The organism is Rhodococcus sp. H29-C3, assembly GCF_030063405.1.
GTDB lineage: Bacteria > Actinomycetota > Actinomycetes > Mycobacteriales > Mycobacteriaceae > Rhodococcoides.
On record NZ_JASITC010000004.1, the window covers coordinates 567,722 to 592,892 of the forward strand.

General features: G+C 61.9%; 20 protein-coding genes. 12 read left to right on the plus strand and 8 right to left on the minus strand.

All coding sequences use genetic code 11. The annotated features are described in order from the left end of the window. Positions 1–120: 120 nt before the first annotated feature. The gene (locus QMK32_RS12825) at positions 121–330 is read right to left on the minus strand and encodes a hypothetical protein (RefSeq protein ID WP_088945546.1); all 210 of its coding nucleotides are present in this window, start codon (positions 328–330) and stop codon (positions 121–123) included. Positions 331–461: 131 nt separating this feature from the next. Between QMK32_RS12825 and coaE the strand changes: the two genes are divergently transcribed. Then, positions 462–1,679, plus strand: coding sequence for a dephospho-CoA kinase (gene coaE, locus QMK32_RS12830; RefSeq protein WP_283475300.1), 1,218 nt, complete (start codon positions 462–464; stop codon positions 1,677–1,679). Here the strand turns inward: coaE and QMK32_RS12835 are convergent. Then, positions 1,676–2,188, minus strand: a complete 513-nt coding sequence (locus tag QMK32_RS12835) for a ribonuclease FAU-1 family protein (RefSeq protein WP_283475371.1) — start codon at positions 2,186–2,188, stop codon at positions 1,676–1,678. The two genes, coaE and QMK32_RS12835, sit on opposite strands and share 4 nt — an antisense overlap. Positions 2,189–2,315: 127 nt before the next feature. Here QMK32_RS12835 and uvrB point away from each other — a divergent pair, with 127 nt between their 5' ends. Beyond that, positions 2,316–4,478 carry an excinuclease ABC subunit UvrB gene (gene uvrB, locus QMK32_RS12840; RefSeq protein ID WP_283475301.1) on the plus strand — a complete coding sequence of 721 codons (2,163 nt, stop codon included), beginning with the start codon at positions 2,316–2,318 and terminating at the stop codon, positions 4,476–4,478. Between the two features lie 93 nt (positions 4,479–4,571). Further along, positions 4,572–5,435: an SCO6745 family protein gene (locus QMK32_RS12845; protein WP_283475302.1), complete on the plus strand. Its 864-nt coding sequence runs from the start codon at positions 4,572–4,574 to the stop codon at positions 5,433–5,435. 13 nt (positions 5,436–5,448) lie between these two features. On the opposite strand, the gene QMK32_RS12850 is transcribed toward QMK32_RS12845, so the two are convergent. Both QMK32_RS12850 and QMK32_RS12855 read right to left on the minus strand, forming a co-directional pair. Further along, positions 5,449–6,306 carry an ABC transporter permease gene (locus QMK32_RS12850; protein ID WP_283475303.1) on the minus strand — a complete coding sequence of 286 codons (858 nt, stop codon included), beginning with the start codon at positions 6,304–6,306 and terminating at the stop codon, positions 5,449–5,451. After that, positions 6,303–9,194: an alpha/beta fold hydrolase gene (locus QMK32_RS12855; RefSeq protein WP_283475304.1), complete on the minus strand. Its 2,892-nt coding sequence runs from the start codon at positions 9,192–9,194 to the stop codon at positions 6,303–6,305. The genes QMK32_RS12850 and QMK32_RS12855 overlap by 4 nt, the downstream gene beginning before the upstream one ends. Positions 9,195–9,407: 213 nt before the next feature. Here QMK32_RS12855 and QMK32_RS12860 point away from each other — a divergent pair, with 213 nt between their 5' ends. Beyond that, on the plus strand, positions 9,408–9,860 hold the full coding sequence (locus QMK32_RS12860; protein WP_136172131.1) for a universal stress protein: 453 nt from the start codon (positions 9,408–9,410) through the stop codon (positions 9,858–9,860). A gap of 101 nt (positions 9,861–9,961) precedes the next feature. Here QMK32_RS12860 and QMK32_RS12865 read toward each other — a convergent pair whose 3' ends face one another. The 3 genes from QMK32_RS12865 to QMK32_RS12875 all read right to left on the minus strand — a co-directional run bounded on the left by QMK32_RS12865 (position 9,962) and on the right by QMK32_RS12875 (position 14,444). Further along, positions 9,962–12,196 carry a HelD family protein gene (locus QMK32_RS12865; RefSeq protein ID WP_283475372.1) on the minus strand — a complete coding sequence of 745 codons (2,235 nt, stop codon included), beginning with the start codon at positions 12,194–12,196 and terminating at the stop codon, positions 9,962–9,964. Positions 12,197–12,413: 217 nt separating this feature from the next. Then, positions 12,414–13,619 (minus strand): DoxX family protein, encoded by a 1,206-nt coding sequence (locus QMK32_RS12870; protein ID WP_269303831.1) that lies wholly within the window; start codon positions 13,617–13,619, stop codon positions 12,414–12,416. Between the two features lie 135 nt (positions 13,620–13,754). After that, positions 13,755–14,444: an MBL fold metallo-hydrolase gene (locus tag QMK32_RS12875; RefSeq protein ID WP_283475305.1), complete on the minus strand. Its 690-nt coding sequence runs from the start codon at positions 14,442–14,444 to the stop codon at positions 13,755–13,757. A gap of 198 nt (positions 14,445–14,642) precedes the next feature. Between QMK32_RS12875 and uvrA the strand changes: the two genes are divergently transcribed. Beyond that, positions 14,643–17,567, plus strand: a complete 2,925-nt coding sequence (uvrA, locus tag QMK32_RS12880; protein ID WP_269303827.1) for an excinuclease ABC subunit UvrA — start codon at positions 14,643–14,645, stop codon at positions 17,565–17,567. A gap of 70 nt (positions 17,568–17,637) precedes the next feature. On the opposite strand, the gene QMK32_RS12885 is transcribed toward uvrA, so the two are convergent. Then, positions 17,638–18,000, minus strand: a complete 363-nt coding sequence (locus QMK32_RS12885) for a DUF1844 domain-containing protein (protein ID WP_269303825.1) — start codon at positions 17,998–18,000, stop codon at positions 17,638–17,640. A gap of 477 nt (positions 18,001–18,477) precedes the next feature. Between QMK32_RS12885 and infC the strand changes: the two genes are divergently transcribed. The 7 genes from infC (at position 18,478) to QMK32_RS12920 (ending at position 25,121) form a co-directional block, all read left to right on the plus strand. Further along, a complete protein-coding gene (gene infC / locus QMK32_RS12890; protein WP_283475306.1) occupies positions 18,478–19,200 on the plus strand; it encodes a translation initiation factor IF-3 in 723 nt (240 codons plus the stop codon). A 106-nt stretch (positions 19,201–19,306) separates the two neighbouring features. Then, positions 19,307–19,501, plus strand: coding sequence for a 50S ribosomal protein L35 (gene rpmI, locus QMK32_RS12895; protein ID WP_283475373.1), 195 nt, complete (start codon positions 19,307–19,309; stop codon positions 19,499–19,501). Positions 19,502–19,589: 88 nt separating this feature from the next. Next, a complete protein-coding gene (gene rplT, locus QMK32_RS12900; protein ID WP_084346513.1) occupies positions 19,590–19,979 on the plus strand; it encodes a 50S ribosomal protein L20 in 390 nt (129 codons plus the stop codon). A 38-nt stretch (positions 19,980–20,017) separates the two neighbouring features. Further along, positions 20,018–20,824, plus strand: a complete 807-nt coding sequence (locus tag QMK32_RS12905; RefSeq protein WP_283475307.1) for a TrmH family RNA methyltransferase — start codon at positions 20,018–20,020, stop codon at positions 20,822–20,824. A gap of 72 nt (positions 20,825–20,896) precedes the next feature. After that, a complete protein-coding gene (pheS, locus tag QMK32_RS12910; protein ID WP_269303817.1) occupies positions 20,897–21,967 on the plus strand; it encodes a phenylalanine--tRNA ligase subunit alpha in 1,071 nt (356 codons plus the stop codon). Between the two features lie 73 nt (positions 21,968–22,040). After that, positions 22,041–24,527: a phenylalanine--tRNA ligase subunit beta gene (gene pheT / locus QMK32_RS12915; protein ID WP_283475308.1), complete on the plus strand. Its 2,487-nt coding sequence runs from the start codon at positions 22,041–22,043 to the stop codon at positions 24,525–24,527. A gap of 60 nt (positions 24,528–24,587) precedes the next feature. Continuing rightward, positions 24,588–25,121 (plus strand): hypothetical protein, encoded by a 534-nt coding sequence (locus tag QMK32_RS12920; protein ID WP_283475309.1) that lies wholly within the window; start codon positions 24,588–24,590, stop codon positions 25,119–25,121. Positions 25,122–25,171 lie beyond the last annotated feature (50 nt).

The window sequence follows — 25,171 nt, forward strand, 5'->3', positions numbered from 1 at the left end:
GCCGGGGCATTTCTTCTGTTGATGGCACGGGTCGAGTTACATCAGGACCCGGTATGCGCACGCAAAAATAGACCCGATCCGGGTGGATTCGGGCCCATTTCAAATTCGATGGGGTCTGGCTCAGCCTGCGACAGCGGGACTCCACTGACCGACGGTGGACGTCCGCTTGCGCATGGTGGCGAAGCTGTGCCGAGCCGGGCTCAGCAACGCGGTGAACCAGTTTCGCCGATGGTCGGCCAACGCCAGGGCAATCTCGGGGATAAGCACGCAGTGAACACCCAAGTCCATGCCGAGACGGTGCCGACCCTGGTGGATCTGATTGCTTCGCATCGAAGGGTCCTTTTCGCTAGCAGTGGGTCGGCAGATATTTATCTCGCACGTCGAAGATAACGGACCTGACGGTAAAGTTGGTGCATTTGGGGCTGGTGTGCTTCGGCGTGTTCGATGACAGACTGGACACCATGTTGAGACTCGGCCTCACCGGAGGCATCGGAGCAGGTAAATCCACAGTGTCGAAGATTCTCGCTGAGCTCGGTGGTGTTTTGGTAGACGCCGACGTGATCGCGAGAGAAGTAGTCGAGCCAGGGACGGACGGATTGGCGCAACTCGTCGACGCCTTCGGCGAGGACATTCTCGGGCCGGACGGGTCTCTCGACCGTGCTGCACTCGCGGCCAAAGCATTTCACGACGACGAATCGCGAGGGAAACTGAATGCGATCGTCCACCCTCTGGTCGGGCAGCGAACCTCGGAACTCGTCGAGGGCGCACCCGAGGACGCAGTGATCGTTCAGGATATTCCGCTGTTGGTCGAGGGCAAGATGGGTGCACTGTTCCATCTCGTCACCGTGGTCTACGTCGACTCGGAAGAGCGCGTGAATCGTTTGGTCGGGCAACGGAAGATGCTCGAGCAGGACGTCCGTGCACGGATCGCGGCCCAGGCGACCGATGACGCACGACGTGCCGCGGCCGACGTCTGGATAGACAACAGTGGTGCGCCCGGTGACGTCGAAGATGTGGCGCGCAGCCTGTGGTTCGATCGTCTCGTACCGTTCGAACGCAACATCCGTGAGGGCACCGTCGTTACTACCCATCCGAGCCTCGTGGCACCGGATCCAACATGGGCGGACCAGGCAGGAAGGTTGTCGGCCCGTATTGCCGTCGCCTGCGGAAGTGCAGCCGTTCGGATCGACCACATCGGATCGAGTGCTGTTGCCGATATGGAAGCAGTCGACACCATCGACATCCAGATCACGGTCACCAGCCTGGGCGTCGCCGACTCGCTGACAGAACCGTTGAACCGGATCGGCTTTCCTCGCATCCAGCACATCGAATCGGACGATCCAAAGCCCGCGTACGGCATCGGGGGAGAAGCAGATCCTGCGCTGTGGGGCATGCGATTTCATGGAGCTGCCGATCCGGGCCGAACCGCCAACATCTACATCAGGGTCGTCGGCTGGCCGGCTCAGCAGTTCGCGCTCGTATTTCGCGATTGGCTCCGCGCTGATTCTGCGGCCGCTGCCGAATACATCGATATCAAGAGAAGAGCAGCCGCAGTCGCCGAGGGGATTGCCGACGATCAGGAAGCTGTCACCGCGTACACGGATTCGAAGGCGCCGTGGTTCGATCGCGCCTACGTTCGTGCGTGGGAATGGGCCGAAAAAACCGGTTGGCAGGCCTAACGGGCAGCCTGCGGGCGCCACGTGGTCGGCATCCCGATCGATGCCAACCACGCGTCCAGGTCGTAGTCGAACCGAGCAAGTCCATCGATGGCCGTCACGGCACGGTGCATCGCAAGCTCAGCCGTTTCCGCGTCGAGGTGATGCTCCACGCGTGCCTGCAAGAGTTCGTCCGCGTCGAGGAGGTCGAATCCGCGCCCAGTTCTCACCGTAATGTCGAGGTAATGGTCGGTCGACGTCCAGACGTGCGGCGCAGCTACGAATTCACCGATGTCGACATAGTAATTTTGATCACGTCGGTGACCCGGTAGATAGTGAAATATCGACGCACGTAATCCGAGGCTCGGGAGCAACCAGGATTGCAGATAGTCGAACTGGGGATGGTCGGACGGCCTGGCCATGTACAGACCCCAGGGCTCGGCCCGGTACTCGTCAACGGGGCGAACGAAGCCTTTGGGGTCGGTGTTCGTCGACGCGTCGAGGTCGAAGTATTCGACTTTGGGAGCGTGCACGTGCACTCGAGTAGCCTCTGCGGCGTGTCCGTCCATGACTGACCAAGTTACCCGGTCGGTTCGAATCTGCACGGTCGAACGCAGCATCGCATCGAACGTGTCAGTGGTCGCGTCTAACCTGTAAAGCATGGCCTTTGCATCCGAACATCCCGTGGTGGCTCACTCGGACTTCCGCCCCGTCGGAGACATCGAACGCACGGGGCCCGCATTCGAGGTCGTCAGTGAGTACGAGCCGGCCGGGGACCAGCCGGCCGCCATTGCCGAGCTCGAGCGCCGGATCAGGGCCGACGAGAAGGACATCGTGTTGCTTGGTGCCACCGGTACCGGTAAGTCTGCAACGACGGCGTGGCTCATCGAGAAGCTGCAACGCCCCACGTTGGTGATGGCCCCGAACAAAACCTTGGCCGCACAGCTCGCCAACGAGCTACGAGACATGCTTCCCAACAACTCGGTCGAGTATTTCGTGTCGTACTACGACTACTACCAACCCGAGGCGTACATCGCTCAGACGGATACCTACATCGAGAAGGATTCCTCGGTGAACGACGACGTCGAGCGGCTACGGCACTCTGCCACGGCCAGTTTGCTCTCGCGGCGCGACGTCGTGGTTGTCGCGTCGGTTTCCTGTATTTACGGTCTGGGCACTCCGCAGTCCTACGTAGATCGGTCCATCGAGCTGCAGGTAGGTGTCGAGGTTCCGCGCGATGCTCTGTTGAGGCTTCTGGTGGATGTGCAGTACACCCGCAACGACATGGCCTTCACTCGTGGTTCGTTCCGGGTTCGAGGTGACACCGTCGAGATCATTCCCTCGTACGAGGAATTGGCGATTCGCATCGAGTTCTTCGGAGACGAGATCGAGGCGCTGTACTACCTGCACCCTCTGACCGGTGACGTCGTCCGTCAGGTGGACTCCGTCCGGATCTTCCCCGCCACGCACTACGTTGCAGGCCCGGAGCGTATGGAGAAGGCAGTCAAGAACATCGAGGCGGAACTCGAGGATCGGCTTGCCGAGTTGGAGGGCAAGGGCAAGCTGCTCGAAGCTCAGCGACTGCGCATGCGCACTCAGTACGACCTCGAGATGATCAAACAGGTTGGTTTCTGCTCCGGTATCGAGAACTATTCGCGTCACATCGACGGCAGAGGCCCAGGCACAGCGCCCGCGACGCTCATCGACTATTTTCCCGAGGATTTCCTCATGGTGATCGACGAATCCCATGTGACCGTCCCTCAGATCGGTGCGATGTACGAGGGCGATATGTCCCGCAAACGCAACCTGGTCGAATTCGGTTTCCGGTTACCGTCGGCGACGGACAACCGGCCATTGACGTGGGAAGAATTCACTCAGCGGATCGGGCAAACCGTGTACCTGTCGGCGACGCCGGGCAAGTACGAACTGGGGCAGACCGGTGGAGAATTTGTCGAACAGGTCATTCGTCCCACCGGACTCATCGATCCCGCAGTGGTCGTCAAGCCGACCAAGGGTCAGATCGACGATCTCGTTCACGAGATTCGCATTCGTGCAGACAAGAACGAGCGCATCTTGGTCACCACACTGACGAAGAAGATGTCCGAGGACCTCACCGACTATTTGCTCGAGCTCGGCATCAGAGTCAGATATCTTCACTCCGACATCGACACTCTGCGAAGAGTGGAGTTGCTACGCCAACTGCGGCTCGGGGAGTACGACGTTCTGGTCGGTATCAACCTCCTACGTGAGGGGCTCGATCTGCCGGAGGTGTCACTCGTTTCGATTCTCGACGCAGACAAGGAAGGCTTCCTTCGTAGCGGAACCAGTTTGATTCAGACAATTGGCCGCGCGGCTCGTAATGTGTCCGGCGAGGTTCACATGTACGCGGACAAGATGACGGATTCGATGAAGTACGCCATCGAGGAAACCGATCGTCGCCGCGAGAAGCAGGTGGCATACAACAAGGAAAAGGGCGTCGATCCGCAACCACTTCGAAAGAAGATCGCGGACATCCTCGATCAGGTGTACGAGGAGGCCGACGACACGGACGAGTCGGTGGAAGTCGGTGGGTCCGGGCGCAATTCGAGTCGGGGTCGTCGTGCCCAAGGTGAGAAGGGGCGCGCCGTCAGTTCCGGCGTATACGAGGGGCAGGACGTCAAGTCGATGCCGCGGGCCGAGCTGGCAGCCCTGGTGAAGCACCTCACCGACCAGATGATGAATGCAGCTCGCGAGTTGCAGTTCGAGCTTGCAGGCAGGCTACGGGATGAAATCCAGGACCTGAAGAAGGAACTCCGCGGGATGGACGCGGCGGGTCTGAAGTAACGCGGATCCTGCCACTCCATAGTCAACGCGCCACGACCACGCCGTAGTAACGCGCCGCGCCGCGGTGTCCGGGCGTTCGCTACGGTTTACGACATGGACGCATCCACTGCCGGCCGGAGTGCGCGCGCACTCGAACTTCTTCATTCGGTGGCGTACTTCGTCCCAGAGACTCAGGACGGCCTGGTGGAGGCGGGCCTGGCTGGCCGTGCCTGCTATTTCGCTGGACGTGCTGCGCCGTTGGGTGCGGTGGGGGCTGGGGTTGTGACAGCCACTTTCTACAACTTCAACCGTGAGCTGATTGCACCGTTGATTCCCGCTGCGTGGTCGATATGTGGCCCGGAGAAGATCATGGAGATCCGCTATCGCGCGTTGGACGCCGCCTTCACGCGGCTTCTGGGTGCTGACGTTATTTCTTCACACGAGATGAGCGAAGTTGCCGAACTTGCTTCGATAGCTGCTCGCGGAATTCCCGGGGACGATGGACGACCGCTGTATTCCGCGTACGCCGAACTCGAATGGCCCACGTCACCGCACCTCGTTCTATGGCATGCGCTGACGCTGCTTCGCGAGCACCGCGGGGATGGCCATATCGCCGCCCTGCAGACCGCTGAATTGAATGGCATCGAAGCCTTGATCACCCACACCGCAACGGGGTACGGCTTCGAAAAGGAGTTCGCGCGTAAGCGTCGTGGCTGGTCCGTCGAGCAGTGGGACGAGGCCGTGGGGGCACTTGCCGACCGTGAAATTCTCGACACGGACGGTGCGTTGACCGAGCACGGGCAGGACATCCGCACACTTGTCGAGGACATCACGGACGATCTGGCGCTCGCCCCGTGGGCTTCGTTGGGTGAAGACGGCGCCGCACGTCTGGTCGAGCTCGCGTCGCCATGGCGAGACGCACTTCTCGCTCAGAACGTGTTCCCGGACGGCATCTTCGGGACGGCCGTCAAAAATTAGCGCGTCGTTCTGGTCAGCTGGTGATGTCCTTGGAGGCGAACACCCGCCAGGCGATCACGCCGAAGACGGCCGCGTAGGCAAGCGCGGAGAACGATCCGACGAACATGTCGTTCCAGCTGATCGTCGGTTGCAGCGCATCGGTCCACGAATTTGCGTAGTGCCCGGGCAGGTAGTTGCGAAGCGAACCGAGCGCAGTGATCTGGTCCAAAATCTGCAACAGAATCGATGTCATCACTGCTCCGCCGACCGCGCCGAGTGGCGCATCGGTCAGAACCGAAAGAAGCATCGCCAGGCCTGCCACCCACAACAGGTTGACTCCGATATACGCCACAGCAATGGCAAGTCGACCGAGTGCGTCGACGTAGGGCAGTCCGTCACCGAATGGGGTGACGAGTGGTTCTGCGCCGTAGAGCGCGGTGCCCAGAATCAGCGATACGAGAACCAGAACGACTACGGCGGCGATGGACAACGTCGCCGACACCAGAGCTTTCTGCACGAGAAGCCGGGTGCGCGGCACCGGAATGGCGAGCAGATATCGCAGCGAGGACCAGGACGCTTCGCTCGCGACGGAGTCTCCGAAGAACAACGAGACGACGACGATGAGCAGAAACCCGACCGACATGAACAGTGCGAACACTGTGAAGTTGACACCGCCCCGGGTCCCGAGTTCTATCAGGCCACCCGTGTCGGAATCGCCCGAGGAACTTCCGACGGCGAATGCGATTGCCAGGATCACCGGCAACAGCGCAAGAAATCCGATTGCGAATTGTGTGCGGCGCCGACCGAACTGTCGACGCAACTCGGTGCGGAACGGAAGTGTCTTGCCCGCGTGATATCCGGGGGCCCGCCCGTCTGTGTGCGTCGTAGTCATTCGTGTTCTTTCGTCGATGCGGTTCCACTGGCTTCAGCGTCGATTTCGGCTAGCTGTGTCAGGTGCTCGGTGTCGCGATGTACCAGATCGAGGAAGACATCTTCTAGCCTCGTGGACTGGGAGAGCCCGCGCACTTCGAGGCCGGCGTCGAAGAGAGCCCTGATCACGATCGCCGGATCGACGCTTCCGATGTCCACACGAACGACCGACTCGTCGACGACAGTCGGCGAACACCCCAGCACCCTAAGCACTGCCGATGCCTTCTCCGCGTCGTCGACTCGTACTTCGGTCATTCCGCCTGCAGCAGTCAGCTCCCGGACAGTGCCCGAGCTGATCACCGACCCACGGTTCATCACTACGACGTGCGTACAGGTCTGCTCCACCTCGGCCAGCAGGTGACTCGAGACCAAGACGGTCCGACCGGTCTTGGCGTAGTTGATCAGAACCTCACGCATGGTGCGGATCTGTGGTGGATCGAGACCGTTGGTGGGTTCGTCGAGGACCATCAGATCCGGTAGCCCCAGCATTGCCTGCGCAATCGCCAGGCGTTGGCGCATCCCTTGGCTGTACGACTTGACCTTCCGTTCGACCGCGGTGCCGAGATCGGCGATCTCCAATGCTTCTTCGAGGTGTGCGTCTTCGAGTGGACGGCCGGTGGCCTGCCAGTACAGGCGCAGGTTTTCGGTGCCACTCAGGTGGGGGAGAAACCCAGAACCCTCGACGAACGACCCCAGCCTCGACAAGACTGGGGCGCCGGGCGAGACCTTGTGCCCGAAGACCCGGATGTCGCCGCTCGTCGGGGTGATCAGACCCATGAGCATCCGCAGGGTGGTTGTCTTGCCTGCTCCGTTCGGGCCGAGCAGGCCGAGCACCTGCCCCTGACGGACTTCGAAACTGACGTTGTCGACGGCCTTGAATCCGTTGGAGTACGTTTTGGCCAAATCGGTGATCACCAGTGGGGTGTCGATGAGATCTTCGTCCACTTCGGCGATCAAGCGTCTGCGTGATCGAATGATGTTGACCGCGATCAATGCACCCAGTGCGGCGACGATGACGCCGATACCGACGATCGGGCCGAGTGGAACGGTACTCGTGCCGCTCGCCACCCCCGCCACGGTCGGCACTCGTAGCGCCGAATCGTCCAGTGCAACAACGAACTGCGCGGGCTCGAGGGGAACTGCGTATGCCTGATCGGTAGTGGACACCGACACTTCGACGTGATGTCCCTCGGGGACTACATAACTGATGCCGGGCAGAACGACCGACACCGGAACGGGACCCGAATCGACGGTGTTCGGTAGTCGCACCGGGGCGACCGCGCCGCCGGGAAGGGTGCGCTTGCCGTCGGGGCCGACGTCGTACAGCTTGACGAACAGGACCGCCTGCTGTGGTTGCGCGAATGCTCCGATCCGTAGGTCGATGCGGGATGCGCCCGTGATGGTGAGCGGTTCGGTCAGTGGATCGCCTGTGAAGGTTGCAGCTTGGCCGGGGAGGTCCGCGGACAACTGCGAACCAGCTGAGGTGGCGCTCAAGGTGGCCAGCACCGAACCAAGGCCCGGAACGGAAGAGATCGCGGATGGGGACGCCCCTGGCGGTCTGATGATGGTTTGCTCGTCCGGGGCTCCCGACTGCTCCGAGATGGACGAGGTGGGACCCGAGGGTTGCAGCTCGACGGGCACTTCTGTGGTTGCGCTCGGCGTGCCTGCGGCGTCGGAACCGGAGAGCCCGGGGTATTCCGGCGCTGTCATTCTGCGCCCGCGAGTTCGATTCTGTTCGATCGCAGGGGTCTGGAGCGAATAGACGAACGGACGCGGCTGATCTGCAACATCCTCGGTTGTATCCGACATCAGTTGTGTACGAAGGAAATCCTTCATTGTGTTCTCGGCGCCGCCGGTTGTTCCACCGTCGTCGTGACCGCCGTTGAACCAGCGAACTTGGACATCACCACCGGCGTCGGAGATCTGCCTCGCCGTGGTGTCGGACTGATCCAGCCCGAACAGGGTGTCCTGCATACCCTGCACCAGGAGCGTCGGTGCCTTGATGTTCGACGCGACGGCCGCGGGGGAGTGCGCCGTCAGTAGCGCTGACAATTCCGGCGATGGCTCACCGGTGACCGCCGATTGCGCGTATGCGGAACAGAACTCGGATGCGAACCGCCCGCATCCCGCTGCTGCGCCGGGCTCACTGCCTCCAGGGCGCGAGGCTGCTCCAGCTCCGAAGAAGACTCCTGCCCATCCGCGTTTGAGTACTCCCTGTCCGCCGTAGACCGTAGCCGCAGGAGTTTTCGATGCATCCAAGCGAGCGCGGTCGTCGTCGTTCGTGACGCCGTAATTGGGGAACAGTGCTTGCCCCAGGTCGTTCCAGGTGATGGCCGACGCGACTGCGTCGATCCGCTCGTCGGTTCCGGCAAGGCTCAACGCCAGTGCGCCACCGTAGGAGCCGCCGGCGACACCGACGCGGGGATCGCCGGGTCCGTCGAGTCGGACTTCGGGTCGACTCGCGAGCCAATCCACCAGGCCGCGGCCGTCCGCGACCTCCCGATCGGGGTCATTGATCGATATCGAGCCTGTACTCAGTCCGAAACCGCGAGCGCTGTAGGTCAACACCGTGAACCCGTCGTCGGCGAGCGCTCGTGCCTGTCCGTCGACGGAGAATTTGTCGCCGCCGAATCCGTGGGCGAGAAGGACAGCAGGGGCCGGGGTTGTCCGAGGTACGTAGAGGCGCGTGTCGAGTGCCACGGTCTCGGTACTCCCCGGACTCTCCGGTAGCGTCACCGTGGTATCGACGGTGGTCGACTCATTGTCTGCGCTGGGGGAGCGGGTGACGAAGTAGACCGAGACACCTGCAACCAGTATCACCAGAAGGATCGCAAAGGTGGAGGTCTTCACAGACCGTCTCGGCCAAGGGATGCGCATACAAGCCAATGTAGGTGAGACCGCGAGATCGTGTTGTCGGCGATCTCCGCATGACGACTGACAGTTACCGATAGTGTCATCGCAACGATCTTCGAGGCCCGGTATGTCGAGCCTTGTAGAGATTCATGAAACAGCGGACGAAAGCGTCACGAATATGTGTGACACAACCTACAACTGGAGGAATGAATGAGTGCCTACCGCACCGTCGTCGTCGGAACCGATGGCTCCGAATCGTCTTTGCGGGCTGTGGAGAAAGCCGCCGCGCTGGCGGGTGACGCCGACGCGACACTCGTGATCGCGTGCGCCTACTACCCGTCGGATCCGAAGGACAACGCCAAGGCAGCCGATGCCCTTCGCGAAGACGCCTACCAGATCACCGGCTCTGCACCCACCCATGACATTCTTCGCACCGCTCGCGAGCACGCGATCAAATTCGGCGCCAAGAAGATCGACGAGCGAGCGATCGTCGGGGCCCCCGTCGAATCGCTGCTGGAATTGGTCGGCGACGTCGAAGCCGACCTTCTGGTCGTCGGTAATCGCGGGCTCAACTCTTTGACGGGCCGTCTACTCGGATCTGTTCCGTCCGACGCCGCACGCAAATCCACGTGCGACGTGCTTATCGTTCACACGGTTCGCTGAGCTGCCTGTCGCTGTTCGACGACTTCGCTTTTCGACGACTATGGCAGCCGACCCGTTGTGGGTCGGCTGCCATAGTCGTTCCCGTTTGCCTCGCTGCCGTTTCAGTGCGCCGATACGGCGAACGAGGCCAAGCCCGACAGTTCGCTCGGCAACGTCTCGGCATGAACGACGCCCAAGCGTTGCGTCGCACGAGTCAGTGCAACGTACAGGTCGCCCATACCTCGCGGAGACTCCGCGAGGATCTCTGCAGGTTCGACGATGAGCACCGAATCGAATTCGAGTCCCTTCGCATCCTTGACTGTCGAGACGGTCACGAACTCCGATGTCAGATGAGATAACTCGGCGAGAAGTCCGTGCGGCACCAGTACGGCGCTGAGACCGGGTCGCGGGTGCTCGGAAACACGCTCGGCGACAACCTTTACGAGATCGGCGCTCGTGACCTGCTGGGCCCACGGTAGATTGCCCGATTCGCGGATCGACCTGGGAACCGACTGAATTGGGTCGATGGCAGCCAACACATCCCGCGCAACGACCATGATCTCCGACGGCGTCCGGTAGTTCACGGTCAACTCGGTGCGCTTCCACCGCTGCGCGACATACGGTTCCAACACTTCGCCCCACGATGTGGTGCCTGCTGGATCTCCGGTTTGGGCGACGTCGCCCACCAAGGTCATCCAGCGATTGGGGATACGACGCATCACCATTCGCCACGCCATGTCGGACAGCTCCTGAGCTTCGTCGACGATGACATGGCCGTACGTCCAGGTGCGGTCGCCTGCAGCTCGCTCGGCTGTGGTGAGTCGGGCGCCGGAGTCCTGTCTGGCTGCCAGTTGGCTGGCGTCGATCAAGTCGTATGCCATCAGGATCTCAGGGTCCAGTTCGTCTTCCAGGTCCTGAGGTGCCGAGCCTGTCAGAATGTCCAACGCGCCTTGTGCATCGGCAATCTGACTGCGCCACTGCCGATTTGCCCGTTCCCGTTCGGCCGCATCGTCGATTCCGAGCAACTCGGCCAACTCGTCGAGCAGAGGTGCATCTCCCGCGCTGAAACCGCGCCCCACTCGGAACAGGGAGTTCCGTTCGGCCTGCGACAGATCCGGGGTCGCAGATTCGATCCTCGCCGGGGATGCGAACAGTTCCAGCAGAACTTGCTGCGGTGACAGGTCCGGCCACAGTGCGTCGATAGCTGCCATTACCTCGGCGTCTTCACGCATTTCGTCGCGCATGTCGGCAATATCATCGCGGCTGAGTAGACTTCCACCGTCGACGAGGTTCTCGCCCAGAGTTGCCGCGAGCTGTTGTGCAAGTCCGTCGATCGCCGAGGACACGAACAGCGGTCGCGCCAAGTTGTGTGGTCGTCGCGAGGATCGTGCGCGTCCGCGAGCCCGAGAGACGATTTTCTTGTCGAGGACGATGTCGTAGGTGTCGAAGCGTAAGCGCGTCGGCTCCGCCGGAATCTCTTGGCGATCGCGCACTGCCTTGGTCAGAACGGCGACCATCGAGGTCGATCCCTTTACCTCGGCTGCGGTGATCGAATCCTCCACCGTGGACCTCACGCCCGGATACAGATTTCCGACCGTCGACAACAGGACACCGGTTTCGCCGAGCGAGGGTAATACCTGGCCGATGTAGTCGAGGAACGTTGCGTTCGGACCGATGATGAGAACGCCACTCTTCGCCAACTGCTGTCGATAGGTGTACAGCAGGTAAGCGGCACGGTGCAGGGCTACGGCCGTTTTGCCGGTACCTGGACCGCCCTGTACGACGAGCACACTGCGGTGCTCTGATCGAATGATTGCGTCCTGCTCGCTCTGGATGGTCTCGACGATGTCGTTCATATGCCCGGTACGTGCCGCTTCGAGTGCGGACAACAGCGCGCTCTCACCTGCAACTCCGGTCGCGGTCGCGTCGCGTCGCGCGTGCTGGGCCGCCTCCAGATCGAGGTACTCGTCGGCGATCGAGGTGACGCGACGACTGCGGGTGCGGATGTGCCTGCGGCGAACTATGTCCTCGGGAGCAGCGGGCGTCGCAAGATAGAACGGACGGGCCATCGGTGCACGCCAGTCGAGCAGAAGCGACTCGTAATCGTTTGCCTCGTCCAGAATTCCCACCCGACCGATGTAGCGGACACCATCCTCCTCGGATTGTGGTGCGAGGTCGATGCGGCCGAAGCAGAGTCCGTTTTCGGCGGCGTCGTACTTTGCGATGTCGTCGTTGTACATCTGGCTGAACGATTCGCGCTCACTGCGAGCCTGCGGGGTTCCGCCGGTTGCCAGGAGTACTGCACTGAGCCGTGTCCTTGCGTACTGACGGAGCGCGTCCAACTGGTTGTAAAGCATCGTGACGTATGTCTGCTCACGATCCTGGTCGGACAGGGTGTCTTCTTCTGACTTGTCGGCGATTGTGGGGCCGTCGTCCGGCAAAGGGTCTCCTCGGGAGTTCGGCAGCGAAATTTCGGTGAATCGAAATTCGCCCAAGAAGTCTACGACAAAAAAGGACCCCGCCGCAGAACCGCAGTTCAGGACGGGGCCCTTTTCGATCAGCCTGTCGAATTGGCTACTTGGAGTACTTCTGAACGCGCTTGTCCAGCTCTTTCCGAGTCTTCTCGACCTTCTTCGCGAGCTTGGCCTGAGCCTTCTCGGTTGCCTTGTCGAACTCCCGGCTCTGCTGTGCTGCGCGCTTGCGGGCGCGCTTGCTGAGTGTTTCGGTCCGATCGGCGGCGACGTCGGCCCACTTACTGCCGCGGTCCTGTGCTAGTTCGGCAAATTCCGATGCCCGCTCAGTGGCAAGATTGGCCCACTTGGTGCCGCGATCTTGGGCAAGCTCGGCCAAAACTGCACCGCGCTCGGCTGCCGTATCGGCGAGCTTCGAACTCCGGTCGGATGTTTTGTCTGCGAGCTTGGATCCGCGCTTCTGTGCGACCTTTGCGAGCTCGGTGCCCCGGTCGGCTGTTTTGTCGGCAAGCTTGGATCCGCGCTTCTGTGCGACCTTCGCCAGCTCGGAACCACGGTCTTCAGCCTTGTGCGCCCAGCGAGAGAGGACCGGCTGCGCGGCGTCGGCGAGTTCCGAGCCCTTTTCCGCTGCGACGTCGGCCCACTTGGATACGACGGGCTGTGCGGCGTCGGCGAGTTCCGAGCCCTTTTCCGTAGCGACGTCGGCCCACTTGGATACGACGGGCTGTGCGGCGTCGGCGAAGTGCGAGCCACGAGTCGCAGCGACCGAAGCCAACTCTTTCACTCGGTCGGAAGCGCTACCGAGTCGGTCTGCGGTGTCATGGGAGCCGGGTAGCGCGGACTGAACGGATTCGGACGCCTTACGTGCGGCACGGCGACCCCGCCACGCCAAGGATGGCTTGCCCTCGGTGTCGACCGCAGCGATGAGCAGGCCGCCCAGCAGGCTGACGTTCTTGAAGAACTGAGTGCGCTGCGCAGCTTTGGCAGCGGGATCGGTCTCGTTCCAGAAGGCATGGCCGACGTATGTCGTCGGAATCAATGTGCCCGCCAGCGCGAGTGAGGCGATCCGCGGTGCCTTACCGGTGGCAAGCAACAGACCGCCGCCGACCTGAATCGCTCCGTTGATCCGGACCAGGGTCTCGGGATCGCTGGGGAGATTCGAAGTGACGCTGTCCGGCAACGCGTCCTGGCCCTGTTCGATCAGCGGTGTGGCGGCTTGCGCCCTGCCTGTTGGGTTCCGGAGCGCGTCGATGCCCCCCGCGATGAAGATGGTCGACATCAGCGGTCGGGCGATACGGCGGACAAGCATTGACAGCCTCCTGCGTAGATCGTGAGTGAACGAAGATGTTCTACGCGGCGCAGCACAGGAATATGCCCCCATACCGACCACGTTGTTCCAGCGTAGTCATACCCAGGCTTCGTCGGTTTCAAGCCTGACGGTGTTTCACCATCCGCGTTCTCGCCATTCGCCGAGGTGAGGGCGTTCGGCACCGAGCGTCGTGTCCTTGCCGTGGCCTGGGTAGACGATGGCATCGTCACCGAACCGGTCGAACAGCTTCGTGGTCACGTCGTCGAGAAGTTGGACGAAGTTCTCGGGCCCCGACGTCTTTCCGACACCGCCTGGAAAGAGCGAGTCACCGGTGAAGAGGTGAACGACGCCGTCCTTGGCGTCGGTGTGAGCCAATGCGATCGACCCAGGCGTATGCCCACGCAGATGGATGACATCGAACGTGAGTTCACCCACGTCGATGCTGTCTCCGTCTTTCAACAGGCGGTCCGGTGTCACCGGTAGTGGTTCGGCGTCCAAACTGTGTGCAGCAGTCGGCGAGGCGGTGCCTGCTGCGATGTCTTCCAATGCCTGCCAGTGATCACCGTGTTGGTGCGTAGTGACGATGAGTGAAAGTCTTGGCGCGTTCTCGTCGATCAACTGCGCCAGGCGTGGTGCTTCGTTCGCTGCATCGATCAGCATCGATTCCCCGGTGGTGGAACAAACGATGAGATATGCGTTGTTGTCCATGGGGCCGACGGACATCTTGGTGATCGTCCCGTTCGAGATCGTGCGCCGCGCAGGTGCTGATCCTGGGGAGACTGCGCCGGTGTAGTCGTCGTCGATGGCCATAAGGTGCTCGTCCATCTAGGGGACGCTACCGTCGGCGCGACTACAAACCCTGTTCGGCCCTCCGAGTCAGAATAACGTGTCAGAGGGTCGGCCTAGCATTGCTACTGCGTGAGGTTCGCCCTTACGTATGCGTCCATGGAGCGACGGTTCGACTGTTCAGGCCGGTGGTACACGAGCCTGAACAGCCTGGTCGTTCGACAAGAAGGGAAGACAGTGGCGGATCGCCTGATAGTGCGGGGTGCGCGTGAACACAACCTGCGAGGGGTCGACATCGATCTGCCTCGGGACAGCCTCATCGTCTTTACAGGCCTCTCGGGTTCAGGCAAATCCTCGCTCGCCTTCGACACGATCTTCGCCGAAGGCCAGCGCCGTTATGTCGAGTCGCTGTCCGCGTATGCGCGCCAGTTTCTGGGACAGATGGACAAGCCGGACGTCGACTTCATCGAGGGATTGTCGCCCGCTGTCTCCATCGATCAGAAGTCGACCAACCGAAATCCGCGGTCGACTGTGGGCACCATCACCGAGGTATACGACTATCTCCGTCTGCTCTTCGCTCGTGCTGGAACGGCCCACTGCCCGGTCTGTGGCGAGAGGATCGCCCGGCAGACCCCTCAGCAGATCGTCGATCAGGTGTTGGCGATGGAAGAGGGGATCAAGTTCCAGGTCCTCGCACCGGTCGTCCGTACCCGTAAGGGTGAGTTCGTAGACCTGTTCGATTCCCTCAATACCCAGGGTTATTCGCGTATTCGTGTCGACGGCGTTGTCCACCAACTCAATGATCCTCCGAAGCTGAAAAAGCAGGAGAAGCACGACATCGAGGTCGTGGTCGACCGACTCACGGTCAAGGCCGGCTCCAAACAGCGTCTAACCGACTCCATCGAGACCGCGTTGCGTCTCGCCGACGGCATCGTGGTCCTCGACTTCGTCGACCGTGAAGAAGATGCCCCTGATCGAGAACGTCGATTCTCCGAGAAGCTCGCATGTCCTAATGCGCACCCACTCTCGATCGACGACTTGGAGCCGCGGTCCTTCTCGTTCAACTCCCCTTACGGCGCATGTTCCGAATGCCTCGGTCTCGGCGTCCGCAAGGAAGTGGACCCCGAGCTGGTCGTTCCTGATCCGGATCTCTCGCTTGCCGGCGGTGCGATCGCCCCGTGGTCGATGGGCCAGACTTCGGAGTACTTCGGCCGCCTGCTGTCCGGGTTGGCCGACGCCATGGAATTCGACCTCGATGCGCCGTGGAGCAAGCTGCCCGCCAAGGTCAAGCGTGCAGTTCTCGAGGGCAGCGAGCATCAGGTTCACGTCAAGTACAAGAACCGCTACGGTCGCACCCGCTCCTACTATGCGGAGTTCGAAGGCGTCATGCCTTTCTTGCACCGCAGGCTCGAGCAAACCGAGTCCGAACAGATGAAGGAACGCTACGACGGCTACATGCGCGACGTTCCTTGTCCTGCCTGTGGGGGAGACCGGCTGCGTCCGGAGATTCTGTCGGTCACCATCGAAGCGGGCGATTTCGGTGCGAAGTCCATCGCTGACGTCTGCAAGCTATCCATTTCCGAAACTGCCGACTTCTTGAACAGCCTCACGCTGGGATCCAAAGAGGAAGCCATCGCCGGTCAAGTGCTTCGAGAAGTTCAAGCGCGTCTCGGCTTCCTTCTCGACGTCGGTCTCGAATATCTGTCACTGTCCCGCGCAGCGGGCTCGCTTTCCGGCGGGGAAGCACAGCGCATCAGGCTGGCCACCCAAATTGGGTCCGGACTCGTCGGAGTGCTGTACGTGCTCGACGAGCCGTCCATCGGGTTGCATCAGCGCGACAACCGTCGGCTCATCGATACGCTGACCCGGCTTCGCGATCTGGGCAATACCTTGATCGTCGTCGAACACGACGAGGACACAATTCGAACTGCAGACTGGGTGGTCGACATCGGACCGCTCGCCGGTGAACACGGCGGCCGCGTCGTACACAGCGGTTCCTACGAGGATCTACTCACCTCGGAAGAGTCGCTGACGGGCGCATACTTGTCGGGGCGTTTACAGATCCCACTGCCCGATGCGCGACGGGTTGTCGACAAGAAGCGTCAGGTAACAGTCGTGGGTGCTCGGGAGCACAATCTGCGCGGCATCGACGTCAGCTTCCCCCTCGGAGTTCTGACTGCAGTGACGGGCGTGTCGGGTTCGGGCAAGTCGACTCTGGTCAACGACATCTTGGCAACCGTCATGGCCAACAAGCTCAACGGGGCGCGGCAGGTGCCGGGCCGTCACACTCGCATCAACGGCTTGGACCAACTCGACAAACTCGTGCGAGTCGATCAGTCACCGATCGGGCGTACGCCGAGGTCTAACGCAGCCACCTACACCGGCGTGTTCGACAAGGTTCGTACCTTGTTTGCATCCACTACCGAGGCGAAGGTTCGTGGCTACCAGCCCGGGAGGTTCTCGTTCAACGTCAAGGGCGGTCGATGCGAGGCGTGCTCCGGCGACGGAACCTTGAAGATCGAGATGAACTTTCTTCCTGACGTCTACGTTCCGTGTGAGGTGTGCGAAGGCGCTCGCTACAACCGAGAGACGCTCGAGGTTCACTACAAGGGGAAGACGATCGCGCAGGTCCTCGATATGCCCATCGAGGAGGCCGCGGACTTCTTCGAGGCCATCACCTCCATCCACCGGTATCTCAAGACACTCGTCGAGGTCGGTCTCGGATACGTCCGACTCGGCCAGCCCGCCACGACGTTGTCCGGCGGTGAGGCGCAGCGCGTGAAGCTAGCTGCCGAACTCCAGAAGCGGTCGACAGGACGAACCGTCTACATTCTCGACGAACCGACCACCGGCCTGCATTTCGAGGATATTCGGAAGCTGCTCGGCGTGGTCAACGGTCTCGTCGACAAGGGCAACACCGTCATCGTCATCGAGCACAATCTCGATGTCATCAAGGTGTCCGACTGGGTGATCGATATGGGACCAGAAGGCGGCAATGGCGGTGGAATCGTTGTGGCAGAAGGAAATCCAGAGGAAGTAGCAGCAGTTCCGGAAAGCTACACCGGAAAATTCCTGCAGGAGGCGCTGGCCCGTGAGCCCGCGCCGGAGCCAAAGAAGGCGCCGGTAAAGAAACGCCGGCCACGAAAGGCCGCTTCGGTCTGACCGTCCTCAGGGTTGTCCAGACGAAGCGGGCCGAAGGTGGCCGGCGAGTGGAGAAGGCGGAGGAAGCGGATCAGTACACCGGGCCGGTGTACTTCTCTCCGGGTCCTTTGCCTGGCTCGTCGGGATGCGCGGACGCTTCGCGGAATGCTTTCTGCAGCGCCTGAAGCCCTTCGCGGATCGGTCCGGCGTGCGGTCCGAGGTATTCGACCGATGCAGTGACGAGTCCTGCGAGTGCGGTGATGACTCGGCGCGCTTCGTCGAGATCGAGGTAGGGGCTTTCCGACGGGTCCGGCTCGGAGAGGCCGAGCTTCTCGGCTGCGGAGCTCATGAGCATCACGGCGGCGCGGCTGATTACTTCGACAGCAGGAACGTCTGCGAGTTCGCGGACTTCTGGTTCGCGGCTTTCATTGACAGGTTCGGGAGTGCTCGTCATGCTCACGAGGATGGCACGGCGGCACGAGCCACTGACATCAGGTGTACCGCGGCAATGCCCACACCGCTCGAATGGTTCATCCATACGATCACATCGCTCGAGCGCTTCATTCACGCTCTCGGCCCGCTCCCGCCGGCGCCGATTTCTCCGAACCCCTGGGTGGCTGGTACTGTTCCTCATCGACCGTCTTCGGCGTGTTCTTTCTTACGAGAGTGCACAGTTCGGAGGCAGCAAGTGGAGCCCGACTCCCACCGGTACCCAGTGTTCAAGCTGGTACCGGTCCGGTCGCCCGCAGTAGCAGAGATGCCGCTCGGGCTTCCTCTTCGGAGGAGACGATATTGCGATGTATGCGGTATTTGTCGATCGGTCGACATCGGGCCCTGCACCAGCGGAATGCTGGAGTAGGGTTTTTTCGTTGTAGGAGACAGCGTTCTCCGGCAACGAGTGTCGAAGGACCCGGGCAGGCGGGCTGTGCCAATGGCGGGCGGTCGGCTAGACCCCTCACCGCACTACCTAGGAGGCCCCATCAGCACTGAGACTCGCATCAACGATCGCATTCGTGTTCCCGAGGTTCGTTTAGTCGGACCTGGCGGTGAACAGGTTGGCATCGTGCGTGTTGAAGATGCACTCCGCTTGGCTCTCGAAGCCGATCTCGATCTCGTAGAAGTGGCTCCCGACGCTCGTCCGCCGGTCTGCAAGATCATGGACTACGGGAAGTTCAAGTACGAGGCAGCGCAGAAGGCGCGCGAATCGCGCAAGAACCAGACCCTCACCGTGATCAAGGAGCAGAAGCTCCGCCCGAAGATCGACGCCCATGACTACGAGACCAAGAAGCGCAACGTTGTTCGCTTCCTCGAAGCCGGGTCGAAGGTCAAGGTCACCATTATGTTCCGTGGTCGCGAGCAGTCTCGTCCGGAGCTCGGATTCCGTCTGCTGCAGCGGCTGGGCGCAGACGTTGCAGATCTTGGCTTCGTCGAGACCTCGGCCAAGCAGGACGGTCGCAACATGACAATGGTCTTGGCCCCACACAAGGGTGCCAAGACTCGCGTCAAGGCACAGGAAAGCGCAGCGGCTCCGCCCGCTCAGCGTGCTCCTGCTCCGGCACCGACTACCTCGGCTCCGGATGCTCCGGCACCCGCCGCTGCAGAGCCGGCTCCGACAGATGCTCCGGCAGCAGCAGCAACGCCGCCGAGCAACTAGAGACTGCGCTACCGAACCGAGTACGACCCGTAAGACGTTCTGTGCCGACGAGATCGTCACGGACGTGCCGAGCAAGACCGAAGAGCAACACAGAACTGAGGACTCCATGCCCAAGCAGAAGACTCACAGTGGCGCCAAGAAGCGATTCAAGGTGTCCGGCAGCGGCAAGATCATGCGCCAGAAGGCTGGTCGTAGCCACTTGCTGGAGCACAAGTCCAGCAGGAGAACCCGTCGTCTCGACGGCGTTGCAGTTGTGACCAAGGCCGACGTGCCGCGGATCAAGCGCCTGCTCGGCATCTGATCTGGACTTCGTAGTCGACCGTCTCGGTCGGCGCCATCCCATTACCATTCGGGGTTTCTAGAAGCCCCCAGATCGACAGGATTTACCAGTGGCACGCGTAAAACGGGCGGTCAACGCCCAGAAGAAGCGCCGTTCGATTCTCGAGGCATCCAAGGGATACCGCGGACAGCGCTCACGTCTGTACACCAAGGCCAAGGAGCAGCAGCTCCACTCGCTCACCTATGCATACCGTGACCGCAAGGCACGCAAGGGTGACTTCCGTCGGCTGTGGATCACGCGTATCAACGCAGCAGCTCGCGCCAACGACATCACGTACAACCGCTTGATCCAGGGCCTGCGGCTCGGGGGCGTCGAGGTCGACCGCAAGATCCTCGCCGAGCTCGCTGTGTCGGATGCACCGGCTTTCGCCGGCCTGGTGGCCATCGCCAAGGCTGCACTGCCTGCCGATGTCAACGCTCCTGCTGGAGAAGCAGCCTGAGCAAGCTGACGCACGACGATCCAGATCCTGAACGGCCCGTGGACATGCTCACCGAGCGGACTCCACGGGTCGTTTCGGCTGTGAAGCTGTTGCGTGCGTCGGAGCGTCGCAAGTCGGGGCTGTTCCTGGCCGAAGGAACCAATTCGGTGACCGAGGCACTCGGTGCGGGTGTCGTCCGAGAGTTGTTCTATGCGGAGGATTCCGTCGACCGCAATGGCGGCGTTCTCGATGCAGCCCGCAGCGTGGGAATTCGCACTCATGCCATCAGCGCTCGAGCGGCGCGGGGTCTTTCCGACACGGTGACACCGCCCGGAATCGTCGCGGTCTGTCGACTTGTGGATGTTGGCCTCGGCGATGCGCTCGGAGTCGATCCCACTTTGATCGCCGTTCCGGTGGAGGTATCGGAGCCGGGTAACGCTGGCACGGTTATCCGGGTCGCCGACGCTGTCGGTGCCGATGCGGTCGTAATGCTGGGGGACTCGGTCGATCCGCACAACGGCAAGTGTGTCCGAGCGTCGGCGGGGAGTCTTTTTCACTTGCCGATCGCTCGCGAACGCTCGGTCGAACAGGGGCTCGATGCCCTGCGAGCGAGCGGAGTGAAGATTCTTGCCACCGCAGCCGATGGTGAGATCGATCTAGATGATGCCGACGAGCTGCTGAGTGGGCCGACGGCGTGGTTGTTCGGCAACGAAGCTCACGGATTGGACGCGGCTGTGGCCGCTTCGGCCGATCATCGTGTCAGGATTCCCATTCATGGTCGTGCCGAGAGCTTCAACCTCGCCACAGCGGCAGCTATCTGCTTGTACTCGAGTGCCCGCGCTCAGCGCAGGTCCCGCAATATTTGACTCGACCTTCTCGCTTAGGATCGGCAGGGTCGTTCGAACGACATCAACCACCATCAAGGAGTTGCACCTCTCGTGGCGAAGAAAGATGGCGACAACGCCCAGCCTGTCGATCCGAGCGTGCTCGAGGAGTCCGCACTGGGTGCTGCAGTCGACGGTGCGGAGAAGGCATTCGCCGACGTACATGATCTGGACGAATTGTCGAAGGTGAAGATCGAGCACATCGGCAACCGCGCGCCGCTGGCCCTGGCTCAGCGTGCTCTCGGCTCGATTCCGGGGGATCAGAAGGCTGACGCCGGCAAACGAGTCAAGGTCGCGCGCGATCGTGTGCAGAAGGCGTTCGACGCGCGCCGCGAGGTTCTTCTCGCTGAGCGCGATGCGGCGATTCTCGTGGCGGAGACGATCGACGTGACGTTGCCGTCGAATGTCCGCCCGGTGGGCGCGCGCCACCCCATCACGATCATTTCCGACCAGGTCGCGGATGTTTTCGTCGCAATGGGATGGGAAGTCGAGGAGGGTCCGGAAGTCGAGGCCGAGCATTTCAACTTCGACGCTCTCAACTTCCTGCCTGATCATCCTGCGCGCACCATGCAGGACACGTTCCATATCGCACCTGAGGGTTCACGTCAGGTGCTTCGGACTCATACCTCGCCTGTACAGGTGCGCTCGATGCTGTCGCGCGAGCTGCCGATCTACATTGTCTGCCCAGGTAGAACCTTTCGCACCGACGAGCTCGACTCGACGCACACCCCGGTGTTCCACCAGGTGGAAGGTCTTGCGATCGACAAGGGGCTGACGATGGCTCATCTGCGTGGAACTCTCGACGCGTTTGCGCGAGCACTGTTCGGTGACGAGACGCGCACGCGCATGCGACCCAACTACTTTCCGTTCACCGAGCCTTCGGCGGAGGTGGACGTGTGGTTCCCGAAGAAGAAGGGCGGAGCCGGCTGGGTGGAATGGGGCGGCTGCGGAATGGTCAATCCCAAGGTTCTTCGTGCCAGCGGGATCGATCCGGAGGTGTACTCGGGATTTGCGTTCGGGATGGGCTTGGAGCGGACTCTGCAGTTCCGCAACGACATTCCCGATATGCGCGACATCGTCGAGGGTGATATTCGTTTCACGTTGCCCTTCGGCGTCGAGGCCTGACGGACGCAACGTTTCTCTACCGACTGCCCGCGAGGCACCACCGTTTTCGACACGCAGAAAGAGCTGAGCAGACGTGCGAGTTCCACAATCCTGGTTGACCGAGGTTCTACAGCGCACGGCGCCGGAGTGGAAAGTGACGCCGGAAGAACTCGACGAGGGCTTCGTTCGGGTCGGCTTCGAGGTCGAGGAGCTCGACTCGCTCGACCAGGTGACGGGCCCCCTGGTCGTCGGCCGTGTTTCGTCGATCACCGAGTTGACGGAGTTCAAGAAGCCGATTCGGTTCTGTTCGGTGGACGTCGGGGCAGAGGAACCGCAGGAGATCGTGTGCGGGGCTCGTAACTTCGCCGAAGGTGATCTGATCGTCGCCGCGTTGCCGGGCAGCGTGCTTCCGGGTGGCTTCGCTATTGCTGCGCGTGAGACGTACGGCAAAACGTCGAACGGCATGATCTGCTCGACGTCAGAGCTCGGTCTCGGCCGCGATCATTCCGGTATTTTGGTCCTGCCCGAGGGGACTGCGACACCCGGTGACGATGCCAAAGTAGTTCTCGGTCTGGATGATTCGGTCATCGAGCTCAACGTGACGCCGGACCGTGGCTACGCGTTCTCGGTGCGCGGTCTCGCGCGTGAGCTTGCGAGTAGCTTCGATCTCGAATTTGCCGATCCGGCCAGTGGCCCGGTGCAGAACAACGAAGGTGAAGTGTGGCCTGCGACGGTCGAGACCGAGTCGAAAGCCGCTCGGTTTGCGTTGCGGAAGGTCAGCGGAATCGATCCGGCTGCAGTCACGCCGTGGTGGATTCAGCGTCGTCTGCTTCTCGCGGGCGTCCGGCCGATTTCGGCGGCGGTCGATGTGACGAATTACGTTCTGCACGAGCTGGGGCAGCCTTTGCATGCGTTCGACGCTGCGAAGTTGTCGGGTGACATCGTCGTCCGTCGTGCAAAGGCGGGGGAGAAGCTCACGACTCTCGACGACGTCGAGCGAACTCTGGACGCGGAGGATGTCGTCATAGCCGATGATTCTGGTGCGATTTCGCTGGCCGGAGTGATGGGTGGGGCATCGACCGAGGTCGGCGTCGACACCGTCGATGTGATTCTCGAGGCTGCCTCGTTCGATCCTTTGGCGGTGTTTCGGACCGGTAGGCGTCACAAATTGGTGAGCGAGGCCAGCAAGCGTTTCGAGCGGACGGTGGATTCAGCGCTGCCTGTCGCTGCGCTCGATCGTGCCGCTCAGCTGCTCGTGGACATCGCTGGTGGCCGAGTCGAGCCACTGCTGACCGATGTCGGATCGGCAGTGACGTTCCCCGCCGTCCGCATGGATTTCGACCTACCCGACCGCGTCGCCGGGGTGGCGTATCCGAACGGCGTCGCGGCGCGCAGACTCACCCAGGTCGGGTGTGAGGTCGAGGTCGGAGTCAGCGAGTCGGGTCACGGTGAACTCGTCGTGACGCCGCCGACCTGGCGGCCGGATCTGCAGCAACCAGCAGACCTCGTCGAGGAAGTTCTGCGGCTGGAGGGTCTGGAGAAGATTCCGTCCGTATTGCCCTCTGCACCCGCGGGCCGTGGACTGACCCCCGCGCAGAAGCGAAAGCGCGCAGTCGGCAAGTCGCTTGCATTCGCCGGTTACGTCGAGGTGTTGCCGACGGTGTTCCTTCCGACCGGGGTCTTCGATACGTGGGGCCTTCCGGCTGATGATGCGCGTCGACGAACCACCACGGTGCTCAACCCGTTGGAAGCCGATCGGCCGGAACTGGCGTCGACCATTCTTCCCGGCTTGCTCGAGATTCTCGCGCGCAACGTCTCTCGTGGTCAGCGTGATGTGTTGCTGTTCGGAATAGCGCAGGTCGTTCTGCCCGGCGACGACACCGTCACGGTGGAGCCCATTGCCGTCGATACTCGGCCGTCGGACGCGGACATCGCTCACCTTCGTGGGTCACTGCCGGATCAGCCCGTTCATGTCGGTGCGGTCCTTACCGGTCACAGTGTGCTGGCCGGCCCCTGGGGTCTGGGCCGACCAGTGGAGGCGTCGGACGCTTTCGCCGCGGCGAGAACCGTAGCGACTGCAGCGGGGGTCGAGATCGAGTTGAGGGCTGCACAGAAGTTGCCGTGGCATCCGGGGAGGTGCGCGGAGTTGGTTGTCGACGGCGTCGTGGTGGGTTATGCGGGGGAGTTGCACCCGGCAGTGCTCGAGCGGGCGGAACTGCCTGCGCGTACGTGTGCGGTCGAGATAAATCTGGACGCACTACCGATCGTCGAGTCATTCCCGGCGCCGGTGGTCTCTCCGTACCCGGCGGTGATGCAAGATGTCGCTGTTGTGGTTGCCGACACCGTCCCATCCTCCGAGGTGGAATCGGCGTTGAAGTCCGGCGCGGGTGAATTGCTCGAGAGCATTCGGCTCTTCGACGTCTACGAAGGCGAACAGGTCGGCGAGGGGCAAAAGTCGCTGGCTTTTGCGCTCGTCTTCCGCGGTCCGGACGGAACGTTGACCGAGGCGCAGGCGTCAGAGGCTCGTGATGCAGCAGTTGCTGCGGCGGGAGACGCAGTCGGAGCACGCTGGCGGAGCTGATACATCCGCTGTCGCTCTTCCGTAGCGTGGGGGCACGGACTCGAGGACAGAGGAGGAATCATGGTCACTGGTAGCGCAGAGGATCGATCCGATGTAGCGGTGTTGCGGGAGGTGCTTGCTTCGGTTGGCGGCCGTCCGGCTCTTGCGCCCGTTCATGCCGCAGCATCGGCGTTGCTGGCTGAAATAGATACGGCCAGTGGTGGTGTCGAGCCGGGCACGGTTCCGCCAGGCGATGTTCCGGACGTCGACGTTCCAGGTTTGACGCGACCGCGAATCGACCAACCGCTCGGTGATCCGCCGGTGGGGATTCTGGATGCAGAAGTTGTCGGTGACAGCGGCGGCGCTCAGTCCATCGGGGGCGTGAGCTCCGGTTACTCGGCCCAGGAGTCGCCGACCGGATACAACGAAGAGGGTGTTCCCACGTGGGACAGCGTTCGGGACAAGGTCGAGCTTCGGACGGGTACCGCGCTGGGCGCCGAGGAACTCGATCACCTCAGCCCGGCTGGTCGTACGCTGGATGAACAGTGGAACGAACGCCAGGAGTCGGGGCGAAAGAAGCTCGAGGAGATCCGGCGGTCGATGAAGGATAGTTGAGCCGACAGTTGCCCCAACTATGAATGAGCTTGCATGATGGTGCATAATCA

Bases quoted from the DNA above. Each gene is read 5' to 3' on its own strand.
- QMK32_RS12825 (WP_088945546.1), bottom strand. From the start codon at position 330: ATGCGAAGCAATCAGATCCACCAGGGTCGGCACCGTCTCGGCATGGAC.
- coaE (WP_283475300.1), top strand. From the start codon at position 462: ATGTTGAGACTCGGCCTCACCGGAGGCATCGGAGCAGGTAAATCCACA.
- uvrB (WP_283475301.1), top strand. From the start codon at position 2,316: ATGGCCTTTGCATCCGAACATCCCGTGGTGGCTCACTCGGACTTCCGC.
- QMK32_RS12845 (WP_283475302.1), top strand. From the start codon at position 4,572: ATGGACGCATCCACTGCCGGCCGGAGTGCGCGCGCACTCGAACTTCTT.
- QMK32_RS12850 (WP_283475303.1), bottom strand. From the start codon at position 6,306: ATGACTACGACGCACACAGACGGGCGGGCCCCCGGATATCACGCGGGC.
- QMK32_RS12860 (WP_136172131.1), top strand. From the start codon at position 9,408: ATGAGTGCCTACCGCACCGTCGTCGTCGGAACCGATGGCTCCGAATCG.
- QMK32_RS12865 (WP_283475372.1), bottom strand. From the start codon at position 12,196: ATGCTTTACAACCAGTTGGACGCGCTCCGTCAGTACGCAAGGACACGG.
- QMK32_RS12870 (WP_269303831.1), bottom strand. From the start codon at position 13,619: ATGCTTGTCCGCCGTATCGCCCGACCGCTGATGTCGACCATCTTCATC.
- QMK32_RS12875 (WP_283475305.1), bottom strand. From the start codon at position 14,444: ATGGACGAGCACCTTATGGCCATCGACGACGACTACACCGGCGCAGTC.
- QMK32_RS12885 (WP_269303825.1), bottom strand. From the start codon at position 18,000: ATGACGAGCACTCCCGAACCTGTCAATGAAAGCCGCGAACCAGAAGTC.
- infC (WP_283475306.1), top strand. From the start codon at position 18,478: ATGGCGGGCGGTCGGCTAGACCCCTCACCGCACTACCTAGGAGGCCCC.
- rpmI (WP_283475373.1), top strand. From the start codon at position 19,307: ATGCCCAAGCAGAAGACTCACAGTGGCGCCAAGAAGCGATTCAAGGTG.
- QMK32_RS12920 (WP_283475309.1), top strand. From the start codon at position 24,588: ATGGTCACTGGTAGCGCAGAGGATCGATCCGATGTAGCGGTGTTGCGG.